Source organism: Borrelia parkeri (genome assembly GCF_023035815.1).
GTDB classification, from domain to species: Bacteria; Spirochaetota; Spirochaetia; order Borreliales; family Borreliaceae; genus Borrelia; species Borrelia parkeri.
In genome coordinates, this window is sequence record NZ_CP073159.1 from 633260 (window position 1) to 658966 (window position 25707).

General features: G+C 29.4%; 19 protein-coding genes, 6 tRNA genes and 1 pseudogene. 17 read left to right on the plus strand and 9 right to left on the minus strand.

Going from position 1 to position 25707, the window contains the following annotated elements; genetic code table 11:
• Nucleotides 1-24: 24 nt before the first annotated feature.
• A complete protein-coding gene (locus bpSLO_RS03025; protein WP_025375599.1) occupies nt 25-774 on the plus strand; it encodes a J domain-containing protein in 750 nt (249 codons plus the stop codon).
• 104 nt (nt 775-878) lie between these two features.
• Here the strand turns inward: bpSLO_RS03025 and bpSLO_RS03030 are convergent, their stop codons facing one another.
• Nucleotides 879-2651: an integrin-binding adhesin P66 family protein gene (locus tag bpSLO_RS03030; RefSeq protein ID WP_038447992.1), complete on the minus strand. Its 1773-nt coding sequence runs from the start codon at nt 2649-2651 to the stop codon at nt 879-881.
• A 243-nt stretch (nt 2652-2894) separates the two neighbouring features.
• Nucleotides 2895-4397 (minus strand): lactate permease LctP family transporter, encoded by a 1503-nt coding sequence (locus bpSLO_RS03035; protein WP_025375601.1) that lies wholly within the window; start codon nt 4395-4397, stop codon nt 2895-2897.
• Nucleotides 4398-4481: 84 nt separating this feature from the next.
• Here bpSLO_RS03035 and bpSLO_RS03040 point away from each other — a divergent pair.
• The 12 genes and pseudogenes from bpSLO_RS03040 to bpSLO_RS03095 all read left to right on the plus strand — a co-directional run.
• Nucleotides 4482-5421 (plus strand): annotated as a pseudogene (locus tag bpSLO_RS03040) (D-alanyl-D-alanine carboxypeptidase family protein); the annotation flags it as partial.
• Between the two features lie 254 nt (nt 5422-5675).
• Nucleotides 5676-6167, plus strand: coding sequence for a chemotaxis protein CheD (locus bpSLO_RS03045; protein WP_025375602.1), 492 nt, complete (start codon nt 5676-5678; stop codon nt 6165-6167).
• 197 nt (nt 6168-6364) lie between these two features.
• The gene (pepD, locus tag bpSLO_RS03050; protein ID WP_025407351.1) at nt 6365-7786 is read left to right on the plus strand and encodes a beta-Ala-His dipeptidase; all 1422 of its coding nucleotides are present in this window, start codon (nt 6365-6367) and stop codon (nt 7784-7786) included.
• Between the two features lie 100 nt (nt 7787-7886).
• Nucleotides 7887-7960: transfer RNA gene (locus tag bpSLO_RS03055), tRNA-His, on the plus strand.
• An 18-nt stretch (nt 7961-7978) separates the two neighbouring features.
• Nucleotides 7979-8052: transfer RNA gene (locus tag bpSLO_RS03060), tRNA-Arg, on the plus strand.
• Between the two features lie 57 nt (nt 8053-8109).
• A tRNA-Leu gene (locus bpSLO_RS03065) sits at nt 8110-8190 on the plus strand.
• A gap of 6 nt (nt 8191-8196) precedes the next feature.
• Nucleotides 8197-8268 (plus strand) — tRNA-Gly (locus bpSLO_RS03070).
• 48 nt (nt 8269-8316) lie between these two features.
• The gene (tig, locus tag bpSLO_RS03075; protein WP_025407350.1) at nt 8317-9663 is read left to right on the plus strand and encodes a trigger factor; all 1347 of its coding nucleotides are present in this window, start codon (nt 8317-8319) and stop codon (nt 9661-9663) included.
• 14 nt (nt 9664-9677) lie between these two features.
• The gene (gene clpP, locus bpSLO_RS03080; RefSeq protein ID WP_025375605.1) at nt 9678-10262 is read left to right on the plus strand and encodes an ATP-dependent Clp endopeptidase proteolytic subunit ClpP; all 585 of its coding nucleotides are present in this window, start codon (nt 9678-9680) and stop codon (nt 10260-10262) included.
• A gap of 23 nt (nt 10263-10285) precedes the next feature.
• The gene (gene clpX / locus bpSLO_RS03085) at nt 10286-11575 is read left to right on the plus strand and encodes an ATP-dependent protease ATP-binding subunit ClpX (protein WP_025375606.1); all 1290 of its coding nucleotides are present in this window, start codon (nt 10286-10288) and stop codon (nt 11573-11575) included.
• The gene (gene lon, locus bpSLO_RS03090) at nt 11550-13955 is read left to right on the plus strand and encodes an endopeptidase La (RefSeq protein WP_246989793.1); all 2406 of its coding nucleotides are present in this window, start codon (nt 11550-11552) and stop codon (nt 13953-13955) included. Before clpX ends, lon begins: the two co-directional genes overlap by 26 nt.
• A gap of 34 nt (nt 13956-13989) precedes the next feature.
• The gene (locus bpSLO_RS03095; RefSeq protein WP_172797963.1) at nt 13990-14139 is read left to right on the plus strand and encodes a hypothetical protein; all 150 of its coding nucleotides are present in this window, start codon (nt 13990-13992) and stop codon (nt 14137-14139) included.
• A 30-nt stretch (nt 14140-14169) separates the two neighbouring features.
• On the opposite strand, the gene rpsD is transcribed toward bpSLO_RS03095, so the two are convergent.
• From rpsD to bpSLO_RS03110, 3 genes are all read right to left on the minus strand, one after another.
• A complete protein-coding gene (rpsD, locus tag bpSLO_RS03100; RefSeq protein WP_025407349.1) occupies nt 14170-14796 on the minus strand; it encodes a 30S ribosomal protein S4 in 627 nt (208 codons plus the stop codon).
• A 20-nt stretch (nt 14797-14816) separates the two neighbouring features.
• Nucleotides 14817-14890: transfer RNA gene (locus bpSLO_RS03105), tRNA-Met, on the minus strand.
• A gap of 55 nt (nt 14891-14945) precedes the next feature.
• On the minus strand, nt 14946-16244 hold the full coding sequence (locus bpSLO_RS03110) for a cation diffusion facilitator family transporter (RefSeq protein ID WP_025375609.1): 1299 nt from the start codon (nt 16242-16244) through the stop codon (nt 14946-14948).
• A 115-nt stretch (nt 16245-16359) separates the two neighbouring features.
• On the opposite strand from bpSLO_RS03110, the gene bpSLO_RS03115 reads away from it, so the two are divergent.
• Nucleotides 16360-16728: a hypothetical protein gene (locus tag bpSLO_RS03115; RefSeq protein WP_025375610.1), complete on the plus strand. Its 369-nt coding sequence runs from the start codon at nt 16360-16362 to the stop codon at nt 16726-16728.
• A 33-nt stretch (nt 16729-16761) separates the two neighbouring features.
• Here the strand turns inward: bpSLO_RS03115 and cdd are convergent, their stop codons facing one another.
• Nucleotides 16762-17217, minus strand: a complete 456-nt coding sequence (gene cdd / locus bpSLO_RS03120) for a cytidine deaminase (protein ID WP_025375611.1) — start codon at nt 17215-17217, stop codon at nt 16762-16764.
• A gap of 130 nt (nt 17218-17347) precedes the next feature.
• Here cdd and bpSLO_RS03125 point away from each other — a divergent pair, with 130 nt between their 5' ends.
• On the plus strand, nt 17348-18307 hold the full coding sequence (locus tag bpSLO_RS03125) for a DHH family phosphoesterase (protein WP_025375612.1): 960 nt from the start codon (nt 17348-17350) through the stop codon (nt 18305-18307).
• On the opposite strand, the gene bpSLO_RS03130 is transcribed toward bpSLO_RS03125, so the two are convergent.
• A complete protein-coding gene (locus bpSLO_RS03130; protein ID WP_051480049.1) occupies nt 18297-19841 on the minus strand; it encodes a glycoside hydrolase family 3 N-terminal domain-containing protein in 1545 nt (514 codons plus the stop codon). The two genes, bpSLO_RS03125 and bpSLO_RS03130, sit on opposite strands and share 11 nt — an antisense overlap.
• Before the next feature lie 454 nt (nt 19842-20295).
• Here bpSLO_RS03130 and bpSLO_RS03135 point away from each other — a divergent pair.
• Nucleotides 20296-20369: transfer RNA gene (locus bpSLO_RS03135), tRNA-Met, on the plus strand.
• Between the two features lie 16 nt (nt 20370-20385).
• Nucleotides 20386-20931: a DJ-1 family glyoxalase III gene (locus tag bpSLO_RS03140; RefSeq protein ID WP_025375614.1), complete on the plus strand. Its 546-nt coding sequence runs from the start codon at nt 20386-20388 to the stop codon at nt 20929-20931.
• Between the two features lie 146 nt (nt 20932-21077).
• Here bpSLO_RS03140 and bpSLO_RS03145 read toward each other — a convergent pair whose 3' ends face one another.
• A complete protein-coding gene (locus bpSLO_RS03145) occupies nt 21078-22292 on the minus strand; it encodes an acetate kinase (RefSeq protein ID WP_025407347.1) in 1215 nt (404 codons plus the stop codon).
• 16 nt (nt 22293-22308) lie between these two features.
• Nucleotides 22309-25677: a transcription-repair coupling factor gene (mfd, locus tag bpSLO_RS03150; protein WP_246989795.1), complete on the minus strand. Its 3369-nt coding sequence runs from the start codon at nt 25675-25677 to the stop codon at nt 22309-22311.
• Nucleotides 25678-25707 lie beyond the last annotated feature (30 nt).

The following is a 25707-nucleotide window of genomic DNA, read 5'->3' on the forward strand; positions in this document are numbered from 1 at the left end:
TTGATTTACAGTTTATTTATTTAGGTGTTTAATTTGTTTCAAATTTTCTTTTTGTTATTGTCGTTGATTTTTATTTTTAGTCCCTTTATTTTAAGTATGTTTTTTATATTTTTTGTTTTTTTTATAATCACCAGTATTTTAGGTGGATTTAGGACGTACACAACAAGAGATTATTTTTATTCTAAGTCAAGGGAATTTGAATTTTATAAGTTATCTTGTTTATTGATGGCCAAATTGATTTCTATTTTGGGATCAATGACTGGTGAACAATTAAATTATATTAATTTTATAATTAATTCTTTAAATTTATCCGAAAAACATAAGACGGAACTTTATAATGTATTTCATTTTTCTGTTACTCAAAATAGAAATGCAGACAAAATATTATATACGCTGAAGCTTGGGTACTTTCAGCATAGAGATCTTTTTGTGTGGCTTGTCTCAGTTCTTAAAGAGATTAATAATTTAGCTAGATATGGAAACTTGGAAGGGGATAAATTTATTCGTTATGTTAGTGCATTTCTTGAGCTTGATTATGAAAATTATGATGCTTACAAAAATATTAATATAGAGATTATTAATCCTTATGAAGTATTGGGTTTAAGCTATAATGCTAGTGATGATGACATAAAGAAGGCTTATAAAAAATTGGTTATACAATACCATCCAGATAGATTTGCAAGTGAACCTATTAAACAAAGAGAGGCAAATGAAAAATTTATTAAGATTCAAGATGCTTATGAAAAGATCTGCAAAGAGCGAAATTTAAAATAGCTAACTTATTAAGTTGTATTTGATTAATAGGATTTTATTATTTGAAATAAAATTGATAAATCGTTTAAAGGATAGATTTCTACTCTTTAAACGATTCTTTTTGTTTATTCGTTAAAAGCCACTGCAAATTGTAAGAAAACACTTCCCATTTGGTCTTTTGTTGCGAAAAGATTGTTTGAATCCCATCCAAGTGATATTTTGGTCAATTTGATTAAATTGTCTAATTCTACCCCAGCTTTTAGATATATGCTTTTATCTGAACCTTTAAGTGATCCTAGAATATGGGTACCTACATATGGGATTATATGTGTTGTTGGTGATATGGATTCTACAGGTATTGCGTAATCTATGTATAAAGCACCCCCAATCTTAGTCGCTTCAGTAAATGCAACTGTTTGAGTTTGGGTTTGAGTTTGATTATTATTAGTCTTTGGTGTAAGAGTAGTTATTATATCATTTGATTGAGGTTGTTCTTTTAATAGATCATAAATTCCAAGTGAAGCTATCCATCCAAGACCAGGAATAAGTCCTTTTGTGTTGTCTTCGTAAGTTGAAATTTCGGCATTAAAAGTTTGGAATGATTTTGCAGCTATGTCCTGTATTATTTTGTTTGAAGATGTAGGTTTATATAGATTTTTTCCATAGGTAATTCCAAGTCCAATTCCGGATTTTTTGTCTTGTGCACCAAATATTCTCGTATTATAGGAATTACCACCGCTAATTGACCATGATTCTTGTTCACCGTCATCTTTATTCCAGGCAAAACCGATACCTGTTCCTACAGAAAATGCAAAGTTGGTACTTCTTTTTTTATCAAAATTAAGCTTGTTTCCTGTTGGATCAAACTGGTTTTTGTCATCTGTATTTGCCTTTCTGGAGATGTGTCCAAGTATAGAAAAATCGCTAGCAAATGGATCTATTCCTACATCAGAGCCGGTTTGTATTAAGAGATAGGTATTTTTGTCATTGATTTTTGTAAGACCAAGCTTATAAGTAAATCCAATAGAGGCCATTATAGATGCGTTTGATAAAGTTGGACTGACAAGATCTGAGCCTATAACAGATTTGTCTTTAAGTCCGTATGTTATTGATGAATTATTAAATGTTGAGTTTCCGATTGCTCCTGAGAGTCCAAAATGTAATTCAAATGGAATTTCTGCAATGACATCTGAGCTGTATTGTGCTAGTTCATTTTTCATTGGTGTCCATTTCACTTTTGTTCCGTAAAGTATACCTTGATATGTATTGTTGTAAGGAGTTTCGTCTTTTTTCTTTTTATCTTCTTCGGAATCGTTAGCATTTTTTTTGTAGTTTCTGTTTCCTGTTCCTGTTGCCCCAATTGCAAGCAAAAGTTCTAATTGTGGAAAAGTATATCCAAACTGAAGTGTTCCTATTGTTTTTGCTGTACTTCTTGCAAGGATTGTTCTTCTTGTAGCGCAATCATTGCTTGGAAAACCGTAATATTCGCTTTGCATACTAGTCATTGGTGCGAAACTAAATAATGATTCTTGGTTAAAATCAAAATCAGTCATTGATTCCATTTTAAGGTAAAAATCATATATGTTGATTTGTGTTGTAATGCTTCCTACATCGAGTTTGAGTATGGCATCCTTTTTGCCCTGAGCCTTTAACACGAGGTCCTCTACTTTGATGTAAGCTGAGAAAGGATCATGTTTTCCTATTTCATTATGTGTTTCATATGGTACAAATTTAAGTCCTAGCTGGCTTTTATTTTCCAAACCAGGAATGAGCTCATCCATATCAAATCTAAATTCGCTACTATTTTCGAATGTTAGTTTAGGACTCCATGGGTTTGACTTAGATGTATCTTTATTTATATCATCTGCAAAAACTGTAACAGTGTTTAATATAAACATAAAGATACATAATAATATTGTTTTATTTAATATTTTTTTATTCACTTTTATATCTCCTTTGTTGTTAAATTTAGGGTTTTATTAGAAGTTTTAAATGACATGATTTTTATCTTTGGATATTAATGATATTAATTATTAGATAAAAATTCAAGTATTTTTATAGTTATTATTTTTAAATAAGACCAACATAATAACTTTGTTAGTCTTATTTATTAAATATTTAAATTTATCATTTATTTATATTTATAATAAGAAGTAAACTAAAATGCCAGATATAAAAATATAGCCAAGAGCGTATGTTATGGTTTTTGATAGTAATTTTCCTTCTTGTCCAATAAGTCCTGCTGTTGTTGTTGCTATTGTAATATTTTGAGGTGAGATCATTTTGCCTCCTGTTGCTCCTGTTGTGTTTGCGGCTGCAAGCCAGTAAGGATTAACATCAATATTTGCTGCAATTTGTGTTTGCAATGGTCCAAATAAAACATTTGAAACGGTATCGCTTCCTGTAAGGAAAGTGCCCAGAGCTCCAATTAATGGGCTAAATAATGGGTATAATGTGCCTGTTAATGTTGATATGCCATCTGCAAGGTCTTTTATCATGCCGCTATGTGTCATTAATCTTGATATTGATACTATGCAGATAATTACAAAAGAAGATAATGCCATTTTTTTTATTGTAAGTACGAATATTTTTAATTGTTCAACTATAGGAACTCCTCTGATTGAGTAAGATACTACTGTTGCAAGAATAATTAATGGTCCTGGTGAGGTTAGCCATTTAAATTGTAGTGGATTTGCTCCTGGATAAATTGAAAGAGTGGTTTTAAAGTTTGATAGATATTTATTTATTCCATAGAAAAGTGGTGAGACAATTATTATGAGTGAAACTATTAAAATATAGGGCAAGCATGCAAGGAATCCTTGCATTACTGATACTTTTATGTTGTTATTAATTGTATTTTTGTTTTCAAAAAGCTTTGCATAAATTATTGTTATTGCCATTGCGGGTATGCTTCCAAGTATTGCTGGAAGTTCTGGGCCTAAGGTTTTTGAAACATAAACTTGAGATATTGCTATTGATGCTCCTGAGAGGAGTGTGAGGATAAACATTCCTCCCTTAAGACCTTTAATTCCGCCTCCTACAAGCATAACTAGTACAAATGGTATAATAAGAGTTGGCAGGATGAGTTGTAAAGAGACATCATATGATAACATATTAACATCTAATCCTGTTGCTTGGGAGAGAGATATTATAGGGATTCCTACTGACCCATAGGCAGTTGAGGATGTATCCATGATTAAACATATAAGACAGGCAAAGAATGGTTCAAATCCCATTGCCATTAGTATTGATACGGGAATGGCGACTGCAGTTCCGTATCCCGCAACTCCTTCTAAGAAGTTACCAAATCCCCATACTACAAGCAAAACTATTATTCGTTTATCAGAGGATACATTTGATAACATGGCTTTTATAATTTTTATATCATTTTGACTTTCAGCCATTTTATATGTGAAAATAGCAGCTATAATTACAATCACTATTGGCCATATTCCCATTATTGTTCCCTCAAATATTGCAAGACTTGTATTGATTATTCCTAAATTCTTATCAAATAAGGTTATTGCAATGGTAATGATTAAACATATTGGTATCACATAATATGCTGGTTTTTTTATTATCCCAAGTCCAATGATTATAAGTGTTATTGGTACTAAGGCTTTAATGAAATCATAAAAATTCATAATAAGATGTTTGCTCCTTTTTAGATTTATCATTTAATTTTATAACAAATTCTTATGCAATAATATATGATATAATGTTACTTTATGAAAATTATCCCTGTTATTCTAAAAATTTTAATTTTATCAGGTGTATTTAGTGAACTTTTTTCAATTGATTTACTTGAGATCAAAAAAGTAACGGAAGATGCTAAGTCAGTTGTTTTGCTTGATTATAATACCAAATGTATTCTTTATTCCAAAAATCCAAGTTTAGTTTTTCCACCAGCATCGCTTACTAAACTCGTCACTATTTATACTGCTTTAGTTGAGGCAAGGAAAAAAAATATGGATTTAAAGACTATTGTTCCTATTAGCAGTTCTGCATCGTATTATAATCTGCCTTTGGATTCTTCCTTGATGTTTTTAGAAGAGGGTCACAAAGTAAATTTCGAGGAATTGCTTAAAGGTCTTATAATTTCCTCAGGTAATGATGCTGCTATTGCAATTGCTGAATTTATAGTTGGGAAAAATTTAAGTGATTTTGTTGATTTAATGAATATTAATGTTTTAAACTTGGGACTTGTAAATATGAATTTTGTTGATACATCGGGTTATAGCGGTAATAATAAGATTACGGCGTTAGAAATGGCATTGTTTGCAAGAACCTATATAGAAGAATTTGAATTTATACTTGATATACATTCTCTTAAAGATTTTATTTATCCAAGGTCTGAAAATTTGGCTAATACTTCTTCTTTAAAGATGTTAAATTTAAAACAAAAGAATAAAAATATTTTAATATTTAATTATCCTTATGCTGATGGATTAAAGACTGGTTATATTAAAACATCTGGTTTAAATTTAGTTGCTACAGCTAAAAAAGATGATATAAGATTAATAGCGGTTATATTGGGAGTTAATAAGGGAGTTGACAATATTGGAGAGAGGAAGCGTGCCTTAATTGCACAAAAATTATTTGAATATGGATTTGGCAATTATGCTCAATTTTCTTTCATTGGCAAAATTAAAAGAAAAGATCTATAATGAGATATGTTCGGTATTTTTTTAAAAATAGTTTTTGAAAATGTCTTTTGAAAGAGATAAACTTTGGTAAATTAGGTTTAGTATGGAAGTGTTAGTTACTCCACTTAGAAATGATGAAGTAGTGGAAAGATTGATTTTTGGATATTTTTAAGTTAGGGGTGCTGAACTTGTTTGTTTAGTTACGTTTAAGAATTAGAAATTTTGATAGTATTTATAGGTGTTTTATAAAAGTTTTTTAAGAGAGTAATTGGTTTTATGTTAAATCATTTTAATTTTAAATTGAAAAGAGATGTTACAATAATAGTGCCAGGTGAAGCTTTTGTGTCAAATGATAGAGTTATTTCTACAATACTTGGTTCTTGTGTGTCTGTTGTGCTTTATGATGAGGTGCGTAGGCTTATAGGAGTAAATCATTATGTGTTAGTGAAATCTGATTCAGTGGTGAATGTTTTACATAAAGGTAGATATGGAGTTTATGCTATTCCTATGTTAATTGATGCTATGATAGAGAATGGTGCATCAAAAAGTAATCTTAAGGCTAAACTTTTTGGAGGTGCTAATTTTATGGCCAAAGGGACAATAAGAGTTGGTGTTGAGAATTCAGAGTTTGCCGTTAATTCGTTAACCAAATATGGTATTCCAGTTGTAGCACAAGATTTTGATCAGTCTAAATCCAGAAAGATTTTTGTTTTTCCTGAAAATTTTAAGGTTATTGTGGAATATCCAGATGGTGCTAAGATTTTTTAATTATTTCAGGTGTTAGGCGTAGAAAAGCCAGAGCTCTTAAGTGGTTTTTTCTATATAGAGTTAAAATTTTAAGAAAATGTATGTTTTATATTAATTCTTAGTTTATTAGAGATTAATTTTTTGAGATATGTTATGGGTATCATATAATCAATATATTTAATTATTAATTGTAAATTTGGTTTTATTAGGGAAGCAAGATGGAAAATGTTGTAATTCGTTATTTTAGGGAAATATCTCAAATTCCTAGATGTTCACAAAATTTAAAGGGTATTAGTAATTTTATTAAAGAAGAAGCTAGAAAATTTGGATATCCTTTTAAGGAAGATAGTATTGGTAATATTGTAGTTGAGATTAAGGCTAATGGCTGTAGCAATATGTTGCCTATTATTTTGCAAGCTCATACAGATATGGTTTGTGAGAAAAATGAATCTGTTGATCATGATTTTGCCAAAGATCCTATTAACATCATTGAAGATAATGGGTATTTTGTTGCATCAGGCACTACTCTTGGTGCTGATGATGGGATTGGAGTTGCTATGATGCTTGCTATTATGAGTGAGTCTTTGACTTTTAAACATCCTGCTTTGGAACTTCTCTTTACTGTTGATGAAGAAATAGGGTTAATAGGTGCTATTGGACTTGATCCTAATTTATGTATTGGGAAGATGTTAATTAACCTTGATGGAGAAGAAGAGGGTTATTTTTTAGTTGGTTGTGCTGGTTCTCGACTTGTTCATATTAACTTTGAGCCACAATATAGACAAAATAGAAAAAAAACAGGTGTTGAAATTTTGTTTACAGGTCTTAAGGGAGGCCATTCTGGTGCTGATATTCATATTGATTTAGCAAATTCTTTGAAATTGATGTTTTTTGCTTTGAGTACAATTAGGGCAAATATGGAATTTGAAATTGGGTATATATCCGGTGGGGATAAGAGTAATGCAATTCCTAGAGAGGCAAAGGCATTAATATTAATTGAAGCTGAATATTATGTTTTATTAGAGAAAGAATTAAAATCGTTTAAACGTCATATGCAAGAGATGTATACTTTTGATTCTGATTTTGAAATTATTTTAAGAAGAGTAAATTTTTCTGGTGATGTTTTGGATGATATGGATCAAGATAAGCTTTTAAATATGGGTATGGCATTTTTGCATGGAGTTCAAAAAGTTGAAAATTATGGTGAAAAACTTATTAGAACGTCTCTAAATTTTGCTAGTCTTTTAAAGGTTGGTAATGAGTATCGGTTTGTATTTACAATAAGGTCTTTGTTGGATATTGAGAAGGAATATATTTTTAATCATTTAAAGGCTATTAGTAGTCTCTCAGGTGCTAATTTTAAAATAGTTTATGATTATTCTTCTTGGAAGCCGGCTGAGAATAGTAAACTTTTAAACCATCTTAATAATGTGTATAAAAATATGTATTTGGAAGAGGCTAAAACCGTAGTTATTCATGCTGGTCTTGAGACTGGAATAATATCTGCAAAATTTGGAGGGATAGATTCAGTTACAATTGGACCTTGGATCAATGCTCCTCATACACCAAGAGAGCAGGTTGATATTGCTTCAACTATTAGAGTTTATAATTTTTTGAAGAAAAGTTTAGAGACTTTATAAAATTTTGTATTTTTATCTTGCTTGATTTTGAGTATATATTTCAGTTGACTTACTATTTGAATATTTATAAAATAAATTTACATGTAATTGAGTATAAGTGGTGGTTGTAGCTCAGTTGGTTAGAGCACCGGATTGTGGTTCCGGGTAGCGCGGGTTCAAGTCCCGTCAGCCACCTTTGATTTTGATTAAACAGCACCCATAGCTCAATTGGATAGAGTAATGGACTTCGAATCCAAAGGTTGCAGGTTCGAATCCTGCTGGGTGTAAAACGTTAGTTTTATACTTGAAAAAGCTTTTTAAGTTTTGTATACTACCTAAGGTATGCAGGAGTGGTGGAACTGGCAGACACGCTAGACTTAGGATCTAGTGCCCTAGGCATGTGGGTTCGAGTCCCACCTTCTGCAAGAAATGCGAAAGTAACTCAGGGGTAGAGTGCCACCTTGCCAAGGTGGAAGTCGCGGGTTCAAATCCCGTCTTTCGCTTGGATTTAGCAATTATTAGTATTAGTGCATTTTAATTAGAGGAATAGTGTGATATTAAATAATGATGTAAAATTGATTCCCGGTTCTAAGGTTGAGGCTGTTATTAGAATTTCAAAAAAGTTTGTTAGAAGTAAATACAACGAGATTTTACAAGATTATTCTTCTCGTCTTAAGGTTAAAGGTTTTCGTATAGGAAAAGTTCCTTTTAGTATTATTGAAGGCAAATATTCTGATAATATAAGAGCTCTCACTATAGAGAAGCTTATTCATAAGTCCTTAGAAGAATTTTTTAAAAGTGCAACTTATAAACCATTAAGTTATGCTGTTCCTAAAATATTAGATGAGAAATTAGAGATAGATTGCGGTAAAGATTTTGAATTTACTGTTGTCTATGAAGCTTATCCTGAATTTGAGCTACCTGATATATCTAATGTTGAGGTAGAAATTCCAGAAGTTTTTGTATCTAATTCTGATGTGGAGGAAGAACTTAAATTGTTACAACTTGAAAATGCAATGGTTGTTGAGGATAGTGGTGATGTTAAGGAAGGCAGTATTGTTAGAGTAGATTTTGTGGAGCTTGATGATTCCTTAGGTGAGATTTTAACAACTAAAAGGCAAGATTTTGTTTTTACTGTTGGCGAGTCTAATAATTATTATGGATTTGATAATGATATTATTGGGATGAAAAAAGATGAAGAGAAAATAGTAGAGAAAAATTATTGTATGGATTATAAATTTAGTGAACTTGCTAATTCTTTTAAGAGATTAAAGATCACTCTTAAGGATATAAAGAGGCGTGATATTCCTGAGCTTGATGATGATTTTGCAAAGGATATTAAGGATAGTTTTAATACATTAGAGGATCTTAAAGAGCATATAAGAGAGAATATGTTAAGGCTTATTAAAGAAAGAAGTGAGTCTCTCAAACTTTCAAAATTGTTATCTGATATTGCAGAGAAGCTAAACATAGAGATTCCATCTTCTATGTTTGAGGCTGAATTTAAAAATGTTTTAAACGAATTTTCACATCAAAATAAGATTAATCTTGAGCAATTAAGCAATTCTTCTACAGGTTTAGAAGGTATTAATGATGTTTTTAAGGAAAATGTACTTAAGAAATTAAAGTCTAAGTTAGTTTTTCAAAAAATAGTAGATAATGATTTGACAGAGGTTACAGATTCTGATTTAGAGGAGGAGCTTGTTAAACAGGCTGAAAATGCGAAGATGGAACTTGCAGAGATTAAGAAATTTTATAAAGAGAAGAATTTGCTTGAAATTTTAAAAGATGAAATTAAAAGACAAAAGGTTAAAGATAAAATTTTAAAAAATGTGAAGGAAATTAATCCTAAAAAAGTTGCCTTTAGAGATTTTATTAATTATAAAACAGGTGAATAATGATAAGAGAATATATGCATAATTTAGTTCCTACTGTTGTGGAGCATACTGGAAATTATGAGCGTGTTTTTGATATATATTCAAGATTGTTAAGGGATAGAATAATTTTTTTGAGTGGTGAAATTAATGATATAAGGGCAGACACAGTCATTGCTCAGCTTCTTTTCTTAGAGTCTGAAGATTCTAAAAAGGATATATATGTTTATATAAATTCCCCTGGAGGTAGTATTACCGCAGGACTTGCAATCTATGATACTATGCAGTATATCAAACCAGATGTAAGAACGATCTGCATTGGTCAAGCAGCTTCAATGGCTGCATTTTTGCTTGCAGGAGGTGCTATAGGCAAACGAGAGTCATTATCGTATTCAAGAATAATGATTCATCAACCTTGGGGTGGAATAGGTGGTCAAGCCAGTGATATTAGTATACAAGCAAATGAAATTATAAGACTTAAGAGATTAATAATAGATATTATGTCTGATAAGATAGGAGTATCTAAGGAAAAATTATCTCTTGATATTGAGCGGGATTATTTTATGACACCAAAAGATGCTCTTGATTATGGAATTATTGATGGTATCTTGGTAAGAAATTAGTTTTATTGTGGGTGAGATTTGATATGGCAAGAAGTAAAAATCAAAAAATTGAAGGGTGTTCTTTTTGTGGACGTACTAATGCAGAGGCTGAAGGGCGAATTATTTCAGCAAAATCTGTTGCTATTTGTTTTGAATGTTCTAAAATATGTCATAATCTTTTTAAAGAAGAAACAGAAAAGCCTGTAAGGCCTAAATCTTCAAAGGGTCTTCCAACTCCTAAACAACTTAAAAGTCATTTAGATAAATATATTATTGGACAAGAAGATGCAAAAAAAGTATTGTCCGTTGCTGTTTATAATCACTATAAGAGGATATTTAAAGGTAATAAGAAAGATAATGGGGTTGAACTTGAAAAATCTAATATATTGCTTGTAGGTCCTACTGGTAGTGGTAAAACTTTACTTGCAAAAAAGTTAGCAGCTGAGATGAATGTTCCATTCGCAATGGCAGATGCTACAACTCTTACTGAGGCTGGATATGTGGGAGAAGATGTTGAGAATATTTTACTTAAGCTAATTCATGCTGCTGATGGAGATGTAAGTTTTGCAGAAAGGGGTATCATTTACATAGATGAAATAGATAAGATTGCAAAAAAAGGTGAAAATGTTTCAATTACAAGGGATGTATCTGGAGAAGGTGTTCAACAATCTTTATTAAAAATAATTGAAGGCACTATTGCAAATGTACCGCCAAAAGGTGGGAGAAAGCATCCTTATGAGTGTACTATTGAAATCAATACACATAACATACTATTTATATGTGGTGGAGCTTTTGTAGGACTTGAAAATATTATTAAAAAAAGAATTAATAAAAGTTCTATTGGATTTTCATCTGCTGGTAGAAAAGATTCTGGAGAGGTTAATTCTTTAAAATACTTGGAAATGGAAGATTTGGTTAAATTTGGACTCATCCCGGAGTTTGTAGGTAGGCTTCCTGTACATTCTTATCTTAAAAAGTTAGAAAAGGAAGATCTGATTAAAGTATTAATTGAACCTGAAAATTCTATCGTGAAACAGTATTGTCATATGTTTAAGATGGATAATGTTGATCTATTATTTGAAAGAGATGCGCTTGATGCAATTGCAGAAGAGGCCATGCTTAAAAATACAGGTGCTAGAGGTTTACGTTCTATTTTAGAAGAAGTGCTTAAAGATGTGATGTTTGAAATACCTTCAACTAAGCAAATTAAAAAAGTTATTGTTACTAAAGAGTCTGTTTTAAGTAGCAATATTGAGCCCTTGATTTTGACAGGGAGGCATGCTAATAAGCCTTGGGCAAAAGAACTTTATGAAATCAATTCTCAATCTAATTAGTTCTAAAAAAGACGATCTTCCAGTTATTGTTTTAAGGCAGAATGTTTTTTTCCCAAATGTAACTTTATGGGTGAATTTTGATGATAGTGTTTCGATTAATGCAATATATCAGTCTATGTTAGAGGGTAGATTGATCTTATTTTTTTGTGTTAATGATCTTAACTCGGATAATAGTAGCGAAATTAGTTTAGAAAATTTATATTCTATTGGTCTTTATGCAAAGATTATTCAAGTTGTAAAGGTTACTGAAATTTTGATAAAAATTTTAGTAACCTTTCAGGATAGAGTTATTATCAAAAGCATTTTAAAAAAAAATAATTACTTTAGAGCAAAAGTTGATTTTATATCTGATAAATGTGAATTTAATGATGAGCTTTTTACTTATTCTAAATTCTTAAGAGAATCGTATGATATTTATAGATCTTATTTGCCCGTTAAAAAACTAGACAATGATGAGAGTAACGATTTTTTTGATAGTCCAGCTAAGCTTGTTGATGTTATAGCCTCTAATGTGAATTTGGAATATAAAATTAAAGTAGAACTTTTACAAGAACTAGATGTTAAGCTTAGAATAGAAAAATTGATCATAACTCTAAATATTGAGACTGAGCTTTTAATTCTTAAGAAAGATATTAAGGCTAAGGTTAAGACTAAACTTGATAAGGGTCAAAAAGAATATTTTTTAAATGAGCAAATTAAGGAAATTCAGAAAAGATTAGGAAGAGATGAGACTGATTATCTTGAAAGATTAAACTTTAAAAATATTCCTGAAAATATTAAATCTAGAATTGAAAAGGAAATATCCAGATTGACTCGTATGAATACGAATTCGCCAGATGCAAATATTGTTAGGAACTATGTTGAATTGTTACTTGACCTACCTTGGAATGAAAATACTGTGATGAGGAATTCTTTAAGAGAAATTGAACTTATTTTAAGAAATTCTCATTATGGTATGTATGAGACTAAAGAAAAAATAATGAATTTTTTAGCCGTCTATCATATTAATTCTAAAGTTCAAGCACCTATCTTGTGTCTTGTGGGTCCACCCGGTACTGGAAAAACTTCTGTTGCTCTGTCTATTGCTAAGTCTCTTTCTAGGGCATTTACAAAAATTTCCCTTGGTGGGTTAAGAGATGAAACAGAAATTAGAGGCCATCGAAGGTCTTATGTTGGAGCTCTTCCGGGAGTTTTTATTAATGCAATTAAAGTTGCTGGAAAATCTAATCCCGTAATTCTTCTTGACGAAATAGATAAGATTAACAGTACTTATAAGGGAAATCCGGAAGCAGCACTTTTAGAAGTTTTAGATTCTGAACAAAACTCCAGATTTGTTGATCATTATTTAGAAATTCCTTATGATCTCTCTAATGTGTTATTTGTAGCAACAGCCAATTCTCTTTATGAGGTTTCTAGACCTCTTCTTGACAGAATGGAGATTATTAAGATAGAAGGGTATTCTTGTGTTGAAAAATTAGAAATTGCAAAAAATTTTTTAATACCAACTATAATTAAAGATAGTTGTTTAAATAATGTCTATATAAAAATAGAAGATGATGTTGTTTTACATATAATCAGAAACTGTACTATGGAGTCTGGAGTTAGGAATTTAAAGAGAGTTTTGACTAATTTGTTTAGAATGGTTGTAAGAGAATTACTTTATGTTTACTCAAGGGAGGACATAATTAAAGGAAATTTTTATTTTCCAAGTTCCTTAATGCATGGCAATAATTTACTCTTTACTCATGATCCTGATGTTCCTGGTATTTATAAAATAATTAATATGAATAATTTTCATTTTTATGTGAATTGTGAATATAAGTTTAATTTAATTAGAATTGACTCTTCTGGATTTGTTTATGGTCTTGCTTGGACAAGTTATGGGGGTGCTGTACTTCCTGTTGAAGCTATTAAGTTTGATAAGAAAGGCGATATTATTTTAACAGGTAGTCTTGGGACTGTTATGAAAGAGAGTGCACAATTGGCTTATTCTGTTGTAAAAACTTATTCTTCTGAGCTTAATTTTGATATAAATGAAATTCCTGAAATTCATCTTCATTTTCCAGAAGGAGCTACACCAAAAGATGGGCCTTCTGCTGGAATTACTATTGCAACAGCCATAGCTTCTGTGCTATCTGATAAGAGAGTGCCTTTAGATCTTGCTATGACGGGAGAGGTTACTCTTAAAGGTTCAATTCTTCCTGTGGGAGGTATTAAGGAGAAGGTGCTTGCAGCTTATAGGAATGGTATAAATAAAATTATTATTCCAAAGGATAATGAGAAAGATTATGTTAAGATTCCAGAAGATATTAGGGACAATATTGATGTTAAGTATGTGTCTAATTTGGGAGAGGTGTTTAACTATTTAGATATTATTTAGAGTTTTATATGTTAGAATTTATTAAGGAGGAGATATGAAGGATGGAGTTAGAAAACCCTCAGGTAGCAGGGCATCATTTAATTCTCAAGGTTCTGTTAAAAATAGAATTAACAATAATTTTTCATCTTTTGCAAATGGTAATTTTGGAAAAAATTTTACTAAGAAGAAAAAAAAAAGTAAGTAGCATGGTTATTAGCCATGCTAACCTTATGATTTATGCTCTTTTGGAATAGTATTCGACAATCATTTGTTCATTTGCAAGGGTAGGTATTTCATCTCTTGATGGTGGTCGAGTTATTTTTACATTTAAATCATCGGCATTTACTTCTATCCAAGTTGGTAATTTTCTAAGAGTTGATGTTTTTTCTATGTTGGATCTAACTAATTTTTTTAGGCTATCTTTTTCTTTTACTTGTATCATATCGTTTGCTCTTAGAGTAATGGATGGAATTGTAACTTTTCTTCCATTAAGCATAATAACTCCATGTGAAACTATTTGCCTTGCGTGGGCTCTTGAAATAGCAAATCCAGCTCTGTATACAACATTGTCAATTCTTCTCTCAAGTAATGCTAAAAGATTATCCCCTGTAACTCCATGCTGTCTCCTTGATTCTTTGAAAATATTAGTAAGTTGTCTTTCACTTACACCATAAGTGAATTTTACCTTTTGTTTTTCTATTAGTTGCTTTCCATATTCTGTAACTTTAGCTCTCCTAGATCGTCCGTGCATTCCAGGTGAATTAGGTTTCTTTTTAAGCAATTTATCATATTTAGGCTGTTCGAAGATATTCACACCAAATCGTCTTACCAATTTTCCTTTAGCTATATTTTTTCTATTCATTTACTCCTCGCATCTTTAAATAGCAGGGGCAGGACTCGAACCTACGACCTTCGGGTTATGAGCCCGACGAGCTACCAAACTGCTCCACCCTGCGTCTTGCAATACATTTTAACACAATTGTATTTAAGGTGTCAATTAATCTTATTTGGTTATATTAATATGTATATTTCACATATTTCTTTATGGTATTTTTTTATGGTGTATTTTATTTTTTCTGTTTTTTGTATCAAACTTTTTAAGTCATTTTCATAGCTTAAATCTAGCTTGACATGGAGACTTAAGTCATTTCCTTGATGAAAAAAGTTGAGTTCTTTGAAATTTACATTAATATTTTTTAATGTGTTTTTTATTTTTCTTTTTAAGTTTATGTCTTGTTTTGAAAGGAGTTTATTAGCATTGTTTATGATTACGTGTAGTCCTTCTTTGATCATTATAAAACTAATACATATAGATATTATTTTATCAAATCCTGTCCATACATAATTTGCAAGTAATAAGCTTAGTGTAGTTCCTCCATGAGAGAATATGCAATTCTTATCAGATGATGATAATGCTAAAAGCAAATAGTTGTTATACCTTTTGCCGATTTGGAATTTTACCAAATGTTCGATTATCTTGACTAAGAAAAATATAAAGGGTATTAATGGTATCCAGATGCTTTTTTTTAAAGAATTATTTGAAAATATTTCTAATATATTTTTTTTATCCTCGTGATAATGATCATACTGCTGGTGATCATAGCCATTATGATGAATATGTAATCCAGATTCATTTCTGAGGTTTATTAATTTATTCAATCCTGTTGTGCTTAAAAATATTGTAAATCCTGAGATTATGATGATTAATCCTATGATAAATGCTATCAGGTTTTCCATTTTTTTATATCCATAAGGATAATAAATTGTTTCAGGCCGATTTGTAATTTTTAAACTAAAATAAGTAATTGTAGATAGGATAAAATCGGATGTAACGTGAAGTGCATCTGCGATGAGTGCAAACGAGTTAAAAAGAATTCCAACAGTAAGTTTAGATGTTATTGATGCTACTTCTGCTAATACTGAGATAAGTCCTATTCTTATTATAAGTGTATTTTTTTTTGTTTCATAAGTTAAGTCTTTTTCGTATATATTATTGTTATTTTCAAATCCTAGGTTTTTAAGTTCTTCTTTTATGTCATTAATTTTGCATAAGATTTTTTGTAGTTTATTTTTTTTACCATAATAAACTAGGTTATTAATTAGTACTCTTTCTATTCCCTCTGCTTTAAAATTTGGATCAATATAGAAATTATTAATTTTAATTTCTTGATTTTGTATTTTGGCTTTCAGGTATGAAACCATTTCAACATTATTTTCTGTGTAAACTATGTAAATTTCATCTTTTTTTAAGCTTGCAAGTTTTAAGTTAGTGCATTTATTGATGTTTTTATTGTTGATTATTTTGATCATGTTTGCACTTTTCCTTTTTTTTATTGCATAATCCTATTATATGTAAAGATAACATTATTTTTTTTAATGTTCAATTAATTTTATTAATATCCTAAATGAGGTGGGAGGGATGTTTATGTTACAATCTCAATTTTTTGTTAAAAGATGTAAAAGAGCTATTTCTAAAGAAGAAGTTCTGATAAATAATGTGAAAAATATTGAACATATTTTTTATAATTTTTTTAAAATATTTGATGAAAAAGCTTTAAAGAGTGTATTTGACTATTATTATGAGAATTTTGACTTTAATGAGGGAATATACGCTTTTATTGATAAATTTATTCCAATTATTAACTTTTTGTCATTAGAGGTTTTGGATTATGAATTTAGCATTGATGAGAAAAAGCTCATACTAGAAGTGTTTGATTCTTCAGCATGCGCTCTTAAGGATGACACATTGAGTGAGTTTGCTAGGGCTATTGTTTCTCTTGGTATTTTAGATTAATACTTAAAATTTTTCTTTACACAAAATTTTAATTTATGTTTCTTGATTTGCCTTAAATATTCTTGATAACTCTTCTTTGTTGAATGGAATTTTAAGTAAATCTTTAAGTGTATAAGTTTGTGAGATTGTTTGAGTGGCGTTAAATTGGTTAGGGTCTGTCATTAATATTTTAGTATTTTCGTCGAAAAATTCTGACATTACTTGACGACATATTGCACATGGGACACTTACTGGAGTTGTTGTAATCAATATAAAATCTATTTTTTGTATACCAACAGATGATATCATGTTCATTATTGCGGCTTGCTCTGCACAACGAGTTGCTCCAAAACTTGCATTTTCAACATTTGAACCTTGAAAAAATAAATTGTCTTTAGTTTTAATACAAGCACCTACTTTAAATTTTGAATATGGTGAATATGCATTATTTCTTGCAGTTTCTGCCAATTGAAATGCTTTTACAATTGCATTTTGTTCATTATCTTTCATTTAATACCTCTTAGTTTATGATATTGTCAATTATAGCACAATGATTATAATTTTCTATAAAAATATTGTAAAATGTTTAATTATAAGATTTAATTGTTGATGTATGTGAAAGGTTTGTTAATATTTTTTTATGATAGATGTTATTGAATTTATTAAAAAATATAATAGTTTTATTATTATTGGGCATAAAGATCCTGATTTTGATTGTATTGGCTCGTCTTTAGCTTTAGCTTCTTTTTTGTCTAGAATAGGTAAAAGGGTCATTATGTTAAATGAAGGTCCTTTTGTGAGAAAGGAAATAATTCCTTTTAAAGATAAGTTTTTATCTAAATGGCCAGATGTTGATTCTTCAGATTATGCTGTTATTATTTTGGATTGCTCCATATTTGATCGAATTGGAGATGAGTTTGGTTTTTATGTAAAAGATATGCCTATTCTTGTTATTGATCATCATGCATCGGGTGATAAGTTGGATGTTCCTGGGTATATTGATCCTTTTTCTCCTTCAACTACTTTTTTGATTGAGAAATTAATTAGAAAATTTGGGTATGAGGTTACTAAAGAGGAAGCATGGTATATTTTGGTTGGATTTTGCACAGATACAGGATTTTTTAGATTTATTTCAAGAAGTGATCCTGAACCTTTTGAAATGGTAGCTAGACTTGTCTCTAAAGGTTTAAGTCTTAAGGATGTTTATAATTATATTGAATCTGTTAAGAGTTTAACTTCAATAGATATTCTTAGTGTGATGTTAAACAATCTTAAAGCTTATTTCGATGGAAAAGTATTGCTTACTATTTTGCCTTTCAATTCTAAGAAGGATAATAATGTTAGTGGCGTTAATGAACTTTTTTATGCGCTTCTTTCTAATGTTGAGAATAATGAAATATTAATTATTTTAAAAGAGACGGAAGATGGTTCTATTTTGGTGGGGCTTCGTTCTAGAGAATATTTTGATGTGGGTGAGCTTGCAAAGTATTTTGGTGGAGGCGGACATAAGCATGCTAGTGGATTTAAGATTAAAAATAGTTCTTTAAATCTTTTAGAGAGTCAAATAATCGCATACATCAAAGACGATATTAAGGCTTAAATTTTATTAAGGGGTTTTTTCCTTTTGGATTAAAATCTTCTGTTAAAGTGAGAAATCCAGATTTAAAAGACAGTATTGTTGTTCCATATACTATTACTATATTTTGTATCCAGTCTAGATTTTTAATATGTTGGGGTGTAAGCGATACAATTATACTTATTTTGTCTTTATATTCTTTTAAGTTTTCTATGTATTGTTGACTAGCGGGTGTTGAGAGATTAAAGATAACTTGTTCGTGTTTTTCAATTAGTTTTTTTATCTCTTTCAGTTTTGTGGGGTTCATGTTGTTTAAGGGATAATAATCATAGTAATATCCGGAACTGTTTTGAAATATTTTTTTCCCTTCTTTAATCATTGTGTTATAAGGTGATATTAAAAGTGTTTTTTTATGCTTTGATACTTGTTTTGATAACTTTATTTTAGTTGTCCCTCTTAATGTACTTTGTTCAAAAAAATTTTTACCTTCTTTAGTAGGTATTGCTTGAACCTTTTTATGATTTGAATAAATTTCAGTTTCATTTTTTCTTTCTTTTAAGTATTCTAACTTTATTCTAAGTATTCTCTTGTTAGATTTAATGATATTTTCTCTTATTTCACTATCTTTTTGCATGAGACTTAATAGTTTATTGTATGCGTTATTTTGTATGTTTTCGTTTAGTGATATTAATAAAATATCAGTTTCAGTTCTGATAATTCTTTCAATTGTGTCATAAATGCTTTCATTGTTATATCTTACTGCATTCATTAATAAATCATCTGTTATTATTAAATTATCATATTTCAACTTTTTTCTAAGTAGTTCCTTTATGATTTTAATTGAAGATGATGCAGGTATTTCTTTGCCATTTGTAAGCATTGGGTATGCTAGATGTCCGCTCATAATCATTGGAATATTTTCTTGTATTAATATTTTATATGGCAATAATTCATTTGATTGCATTTCTCTTAAATTTGAGTTTATTATTGGCATTCTTATGTGAGAATCAACAACAGTATTTCCATGTCCGGGGAAGTGTTTTGCTGTTGAAATTATTCCCGCTTGTTTTTGTCCTTTGTAAAAGGCTAGAGCAAAAAGAGAAACGATTTGTGGATTATTTGAATATGTCCTTGGTCCTATTGTAAAATTTTCCTCATTGCTGTAAATGTCTGTTATGGGTGCAAAATTTAGATTGATTCCAAGTTGTCTTATCTCATTTGCTATGTGATATCCTGTAAGGTAGGAGTCATTTGGTGATAGAGTAGCTGTGATTCCAAGATTTCCTATTGTCTTTGATGTTTTGAGTTTGATATGCTGTGTCCATCCACCTTCTTGATCCGTTGCTATAAATAAAGGTATTTTAAATCTATTCTTTTGGGAAATCGATTGTGCTTTATTTATACTTTCTATTAGCATGTGTAAGTTTTTGGCATTCCATCCAAAGATTTTAATTCCTCCTAAGTTTCTCTCTTTTATGAAGTTTAGTACAAATTTTGTTATTTGTTCTTCCGGGTAACTTATCATGAACATTTGTCCCAATAATTCTTTATCATTCATTTGACTTACTATGTTATCTATTAATTTTTCTTTATCTTTTGTAGTCCAAAAGTTGTAGGAGAAACAATTATGATGGATAAAAAAGATAGCTATACAAACAATTTTTTTCATTTAAACCATACCAATCTTTTGTTTTTTTCGATTCATAAGTATATCATATTGTTTTAAAATTACTCATTCCAGATCCTCTATTGTTTTTAAACCTACTTCAATAAATGAATATAATTTAAGTTATAAAATTTTTATTTTCATTCATATTAAGAGATGTAATTTATTGTCAGTAATAATTTTATTTTTCTTTTTTTTAAAAAATACCAAGTACTTATCTTGTAAGTTGAATTTCTTAGTATATTGATTGTAATCTTTTTAATGAAATGAGTGTGTAGTTTAAGATTAAGAGTATGATTTTATATTGACAAAATATCTTTGAATTTATACACTTTAATGGCTACAAGCTGATGTAGCTCAGTTGGTTAGAGCACTCGGCTCATATCCGAGTTGTCGTGGGTTCAAGTCCCTCCATCAGCATTAAGGAGTTTTTATTATGAAAGTGGCAATTATACTTGCGAATGGTTTTGAAGAAATTGAAGCTATAATTCCTATGGATATTTTAAAACGAGGTGGTGTTGATCTGAAAGTTATCAGTTTGAATGATGATAAGGTTGTTTCAAGTTCTAGAGGGTTTACTTTTTATGCTGATGAAAAAATATCAGATTATAGTGAGGACCATTTTGATTTAATAATACTTCCTGGAGGAATGCCTGGTGCTATCAATCTTTTTGAATCTAAAGATTTAGATAAGATTTTAAGAAATATGAACTTACAAGGCAAGTTAATTGCAGCCATTTGTGCATCTCCAGCAATTGTGCTTTCTGCAAAGGGACTCTTAGGTGCAAATAAATTTACGTGTTATCCTGGATTTGAAAATGATATTACTGATGGCGAATTTGTGGATGAGGATGTTGTTATTAGTAATAATTTTATTACTTCTAAGGGTGTTGGTACAGCTTTTGAATTTGCTTTTACTTTGCTTAAGATTGTTAAGGGAGAAAGGGTCCTTGAAGATATCAAGAAGCAAGTTTTACTTTAATATGATTTACACTACTAAAATATTTTGATTAATTTAGTAAGTCTATTTTTAAAGATAAGATCATTTTATGATTAATTTTTAAACTTTTTTTATGATTTATTTGTTAAATATGCTGAAGATTATATCTTATATCTTTGTTCTAAACCTTATGAAAGCTTTGTAATTAAATTGTAGGTATCTTCAAGTATGGTTAATTCTTCGTTTGTTGGTATTACAAGTATTTTTGTCTTACTTTTTTCACTTGAGATATCAGATTCTGTATGTTTGTCTCTTGCTAAATTATTCTTTTGAGGATCAATTTCTATTCCAATTTTTTCAAAGCCTTTTAGTGATAACTCTCTTATTCCATAATCTGTAACACCAATGCCAGCTGTGAAAATTATTGCATCAATATTGAAATCAAGTACTGCAAGGTAAGATCCAATGTATTTTTTTATTCTATAAGCCATTATTTCAACTGCAAGTTTAGAGTTATATTCATTATTTTTTACTCCTTCCCAGATGTCTCTTAGATCATTTGACTTAAGAGATATGCCAAGCATACCACTTTGCTTATTAAGAATTTCTTCGATTTTTTTTGGAGTTTTATTTAAAAGTTTGCTCATTAAAGGAATAATTGCAGGATCTGTATCTCCACTTCTTGTGCCCATTACAAGGCCTTCAAGAGGGGTAAGACCCATGCTTGTATCATAAGATAGTCCTTTTTTAACTGCATTGATGCTTGAGCCATTGCCTAGGTGTAGTATTATTAAGTTTAGATCTTCTTTAGGTTTGTTAAGTATTGTTGCAACTCTTGTTGTTATATATGAGTATGATAAACCGTGAAATCCATATTTTCTGATATTATAGTCTTTATACCAAGAATATGGTGTGGCGTATAAAAATGCATTTTCATTCATGGTTTTGTGCCATGATGTGTCAAAACATAAAACTTGTTTTGCATTTGGAAATATTTTAAGTGTTATTTCTATGACTTTTATTGCAGTTGGATTGTGAAGAGGTGCAAGCTTGGATATCTTCTTTAGTTCGCTTAAGGTATTTGTGTTAAGTATTGTTGAATTTTTAAAATTTGGACCTCCATGTACAATTCTGTGTCCTATTCCTTGAATTTCATCTGGATTTTCTATGATTTTTAATTTCTTGTTTGTTAATATTCTAATCAGTTGTTTTAATGCTTCTTTGTGTGATTTGATGTGTTTATCTGTTTTTTCTATTAAGCCATTTTTGGTCTTAATTTTAATTATTGATTTTTTTGTTTTTATTTTTTCTATTGTTCCAGATATTAGTATTTGTGTATTTTTATGTTTATAAAGTGTAAATTTTAATGAAGAACTTCCTGTGTTAATTGTTAATATTCTCATATCTTTTATTCTCTTATTATAATAATAGATTCAAATTTTTATATATGCAGTTTATTTTTTCTGATTCTTTAATATGTTTTAGGTTTAAGAAAACGGAATTTTTATATTCTGGATTTATTTTCAGTATAGTAGGATTGTCTTTTATGATTTGCATTATTTTTTCGGCAGGAATACTTTTTGTGTTTAAATATTCGATTTCAAGTAACTCATTTTTTTCTTTAAGGCTGGTAATATTGAGTTTTTTTGCAAGTAATTTGAGTTCTGATAATATAAGTAAGTTATTAAGTTCTTTTGGGATTGGTCCAAATTGGTCATAAATTTCAGTCCTTATTTTGTTATTTTCTTCCTCGTTTTGAACCCTTGAGATTTTTTTATAAATTGATATTTTGTCTTGTTCATTATTTATATAGCTATCGGGGATGAATCCATTGTAATTGATTTCAATAGTGATTTCGTCTTCCTTAGAATTTTTTCCCATTCGTTTTTCAATTGCTTTGTTTAACATTGTTAAGTAGTAATCTAGTCCAATAAATTCGATCTCTCCATGTTGTTCGCGTCCAAGTAAGTTTCCAACACCTCTTATTTCCATATCTTTCATTGCAATTTGAAATCCTGTTCCAAGTTCTGAAAATTCAGATATTGCCCTTAGTCTTTCAATTGCACTTTCGTTTAAGCTTGAATTTTCTTTATATAAGAAATAAGCGAAGGCTTTCTGTGAACTTCTTCCAACTCTGCCCTTTAGCTGGTATAATTGTGCAAGTCCGAATCTATTCGCATTGTTAATTATTATTGTATTTGCATTTTCAATATCTATTCCATTTTCAATGATTGTTGTTGCTAGTAATACTTGATATGATTTATTTATAAAATCATGCATAATATTTTCAATTTGGTCCCCTTGAAGTCTTGCATGGATGGTTGCAATTCTTGCATAAGGAACCATTTTTTCTAGCATTGCTTTTATTAAATCTAGTTCTTGAATATTGTGATGTACAAAAAAAACTTGTCCATCTCGAGAAAGTTCATTTTCTATTGCGTGTTTAATCAGTAGCTCGTTAAATTCTTCTACATAAGTTTCTATTTTTATTCTGTTTTGGGGTGGAGTTTTTAAGACAGAAATGTCTCTTAATTTGATTAATGACATATGAAGGGATCTTGGTATTGGAGTTGCTGATAGGGCAAGACAATCAACAGAGATTTTTATTTCCTTTAGTTTTTCTTTTTCTTTTACCCCGAATCTTTGTTCTTCATCAATTATAATGAGTCCTAAGTTTTTATATATTATTTTCTTAGAGAGTATTTTATGTGTTCCAATTATTATGTCAATTTCTCCTGTTTCTAGTTTTTTTATAATGTCTCTTTCTTTTGATTTTTTTATAAATCTGCTTAGCATTGCAATGTTGATTGGAAAGTTTTTAAATCTTTGTTTAAATGTATTAAAGTGTTGTTCTGTAAGAATTGTTGTTGGAGAGAGTATTGATACCTGTTTTTTGCTCATGACAGCTTTGAATGCAGCCCTCATTGCGACTTCAGTTTTACCAAAGCCAACATCTCCGCATAAAAGTCTATCCATTACTTTTAAACTCATCATATCTTGTTTGATTTCTGATATTGCTGTTAATTGATCAGGAGTTTCATCGTATGGAAATTCTGATTCAAATAATAATTGCCATTCATTGTCTTGAGGATATTGAAATCCCTTAGTACTTTCTCTTTTCACGTAAAGTTCAACAAGTTTATCAGCAATTGCATCGATTCTTTTTTTTGCATAAGCTTTTTTCTTTTCCCAGGTTTTTGAGCTGATTTTATCTAATTTTATATTTTGAGTTTCATTTCCAATATATCTTTGAATAAGATGTGTTTGTTCAATTGGAATAAATAATTTTTCGTTATCTGCGTATTCAATTTCAATGTAGTCTTTTTCAAGAAGACTCGTTTTAATTCTTTTTATCTGCCGAAATATTCCAATTCCATGGTTTATGTGAACAACATAACTGTTTTTTTCCACTTCAATAAATGAATCAATAGTTTTAGTTTTTGATGATTCGAAAGCTTTATTTGTTTTTTGTCTTCTATTAAAGATATCTGATTCAAGGATAATGGCTATTTTTTCTTTGTTTATTATAAGTGAGCTTGATATTTTTAAAACTTCAATTTTGATTTTTGTCAGATCTTTGAAGATATATTTTAATTTTTCTTTTTGTGAATTAGATTCTGCTGCAATGATTACTTTAAATCCATTGTTTAGCCAGTTTTGTATTTCTTCTTTTGCAAGTGTGATATTTGAGAAAAATTTACGATCACTTTCGATATTAAATTCTATTAGTTCTTTTGTTTTTATATTTGCAGGGGTTTTCACAATAAAAATGTTAGTTTTTAATTTTAAATCGCTCAAATTTATGAAAATTTCTTTTGGTGCAATTGTTTTTTTTCCAGACTCTATTGCTTGGCTATAAAGTTTTTCATACTCTTTATAGATCTTTTTGATCTCTTCTTGTAAATTTGGTATTTCTAAATTTATAATAGGTGTATCTTTATTTATTTCTTGGTTTAGGTATGTGTCTCCTATTAGTGGATAAAATATTTCTTCTGCTCTTGCATTATATTTTGTTTCAATTTGTTCAAATAATTTTTTATATTCATTTTCTTTTAAGTGGTGTTTTAGTTTATTTATGTTTTCATCATTCCAAATGATTTCCTTTTTGGGAATTATATCAAATTCAAAAATTGGAGTTCCTTTTTTTAATTGAGTTAAGGAATTAAAATATTTGATTTCTTTTATTTTATCAACCTCCACTGAAATTCTTATTGGTTCTGTTTTATTAAATGAGTGTATGTCTATTATTTCACTCTTTATTGTAAATTCTCCAGGTAATGTAACCCTCATTGTTTTTTCATATCCTAGTTTTATAAGTTTACTTTCAAGATTTTCTATGTTTATTATCGTGCCTGTCTGAATTTTATAAATGTTTTTAAATAAATTTTCTTTTGTAGGGATTTTGCTAAGTAGGGATTTTAGTGAAACAATGTAGATCCCAGGATTATTTTCATAAAAATTGATTAAAAATTTTACTCGTTTTATAAAAATTTTACTTTTTGAACTGATATCTTTATATATAAGGGGACTGAAATAGTTAAGTTCATATATGTTATCTGTAATTTGTATTAAATCATCTTTGAGTTCATCTGATATACTTTCGTTTTTAACTATTAATATAATTTTATTACTACTGCTGTATTCTTTTATTTTGTTGATTAGGAAAGCTTTAAAAAATCCTTCATGTCCTACTATTGTAAAGGGTAGATTTTTTTTAATAAGTTGTTGTATTTTTTTTAGATTTTGATTGTCATTTAATCTGGTAGTTAATTCTTTTTCTATATTCATTTTTTACCTTTTTGTTTATGTAGTTTAGTA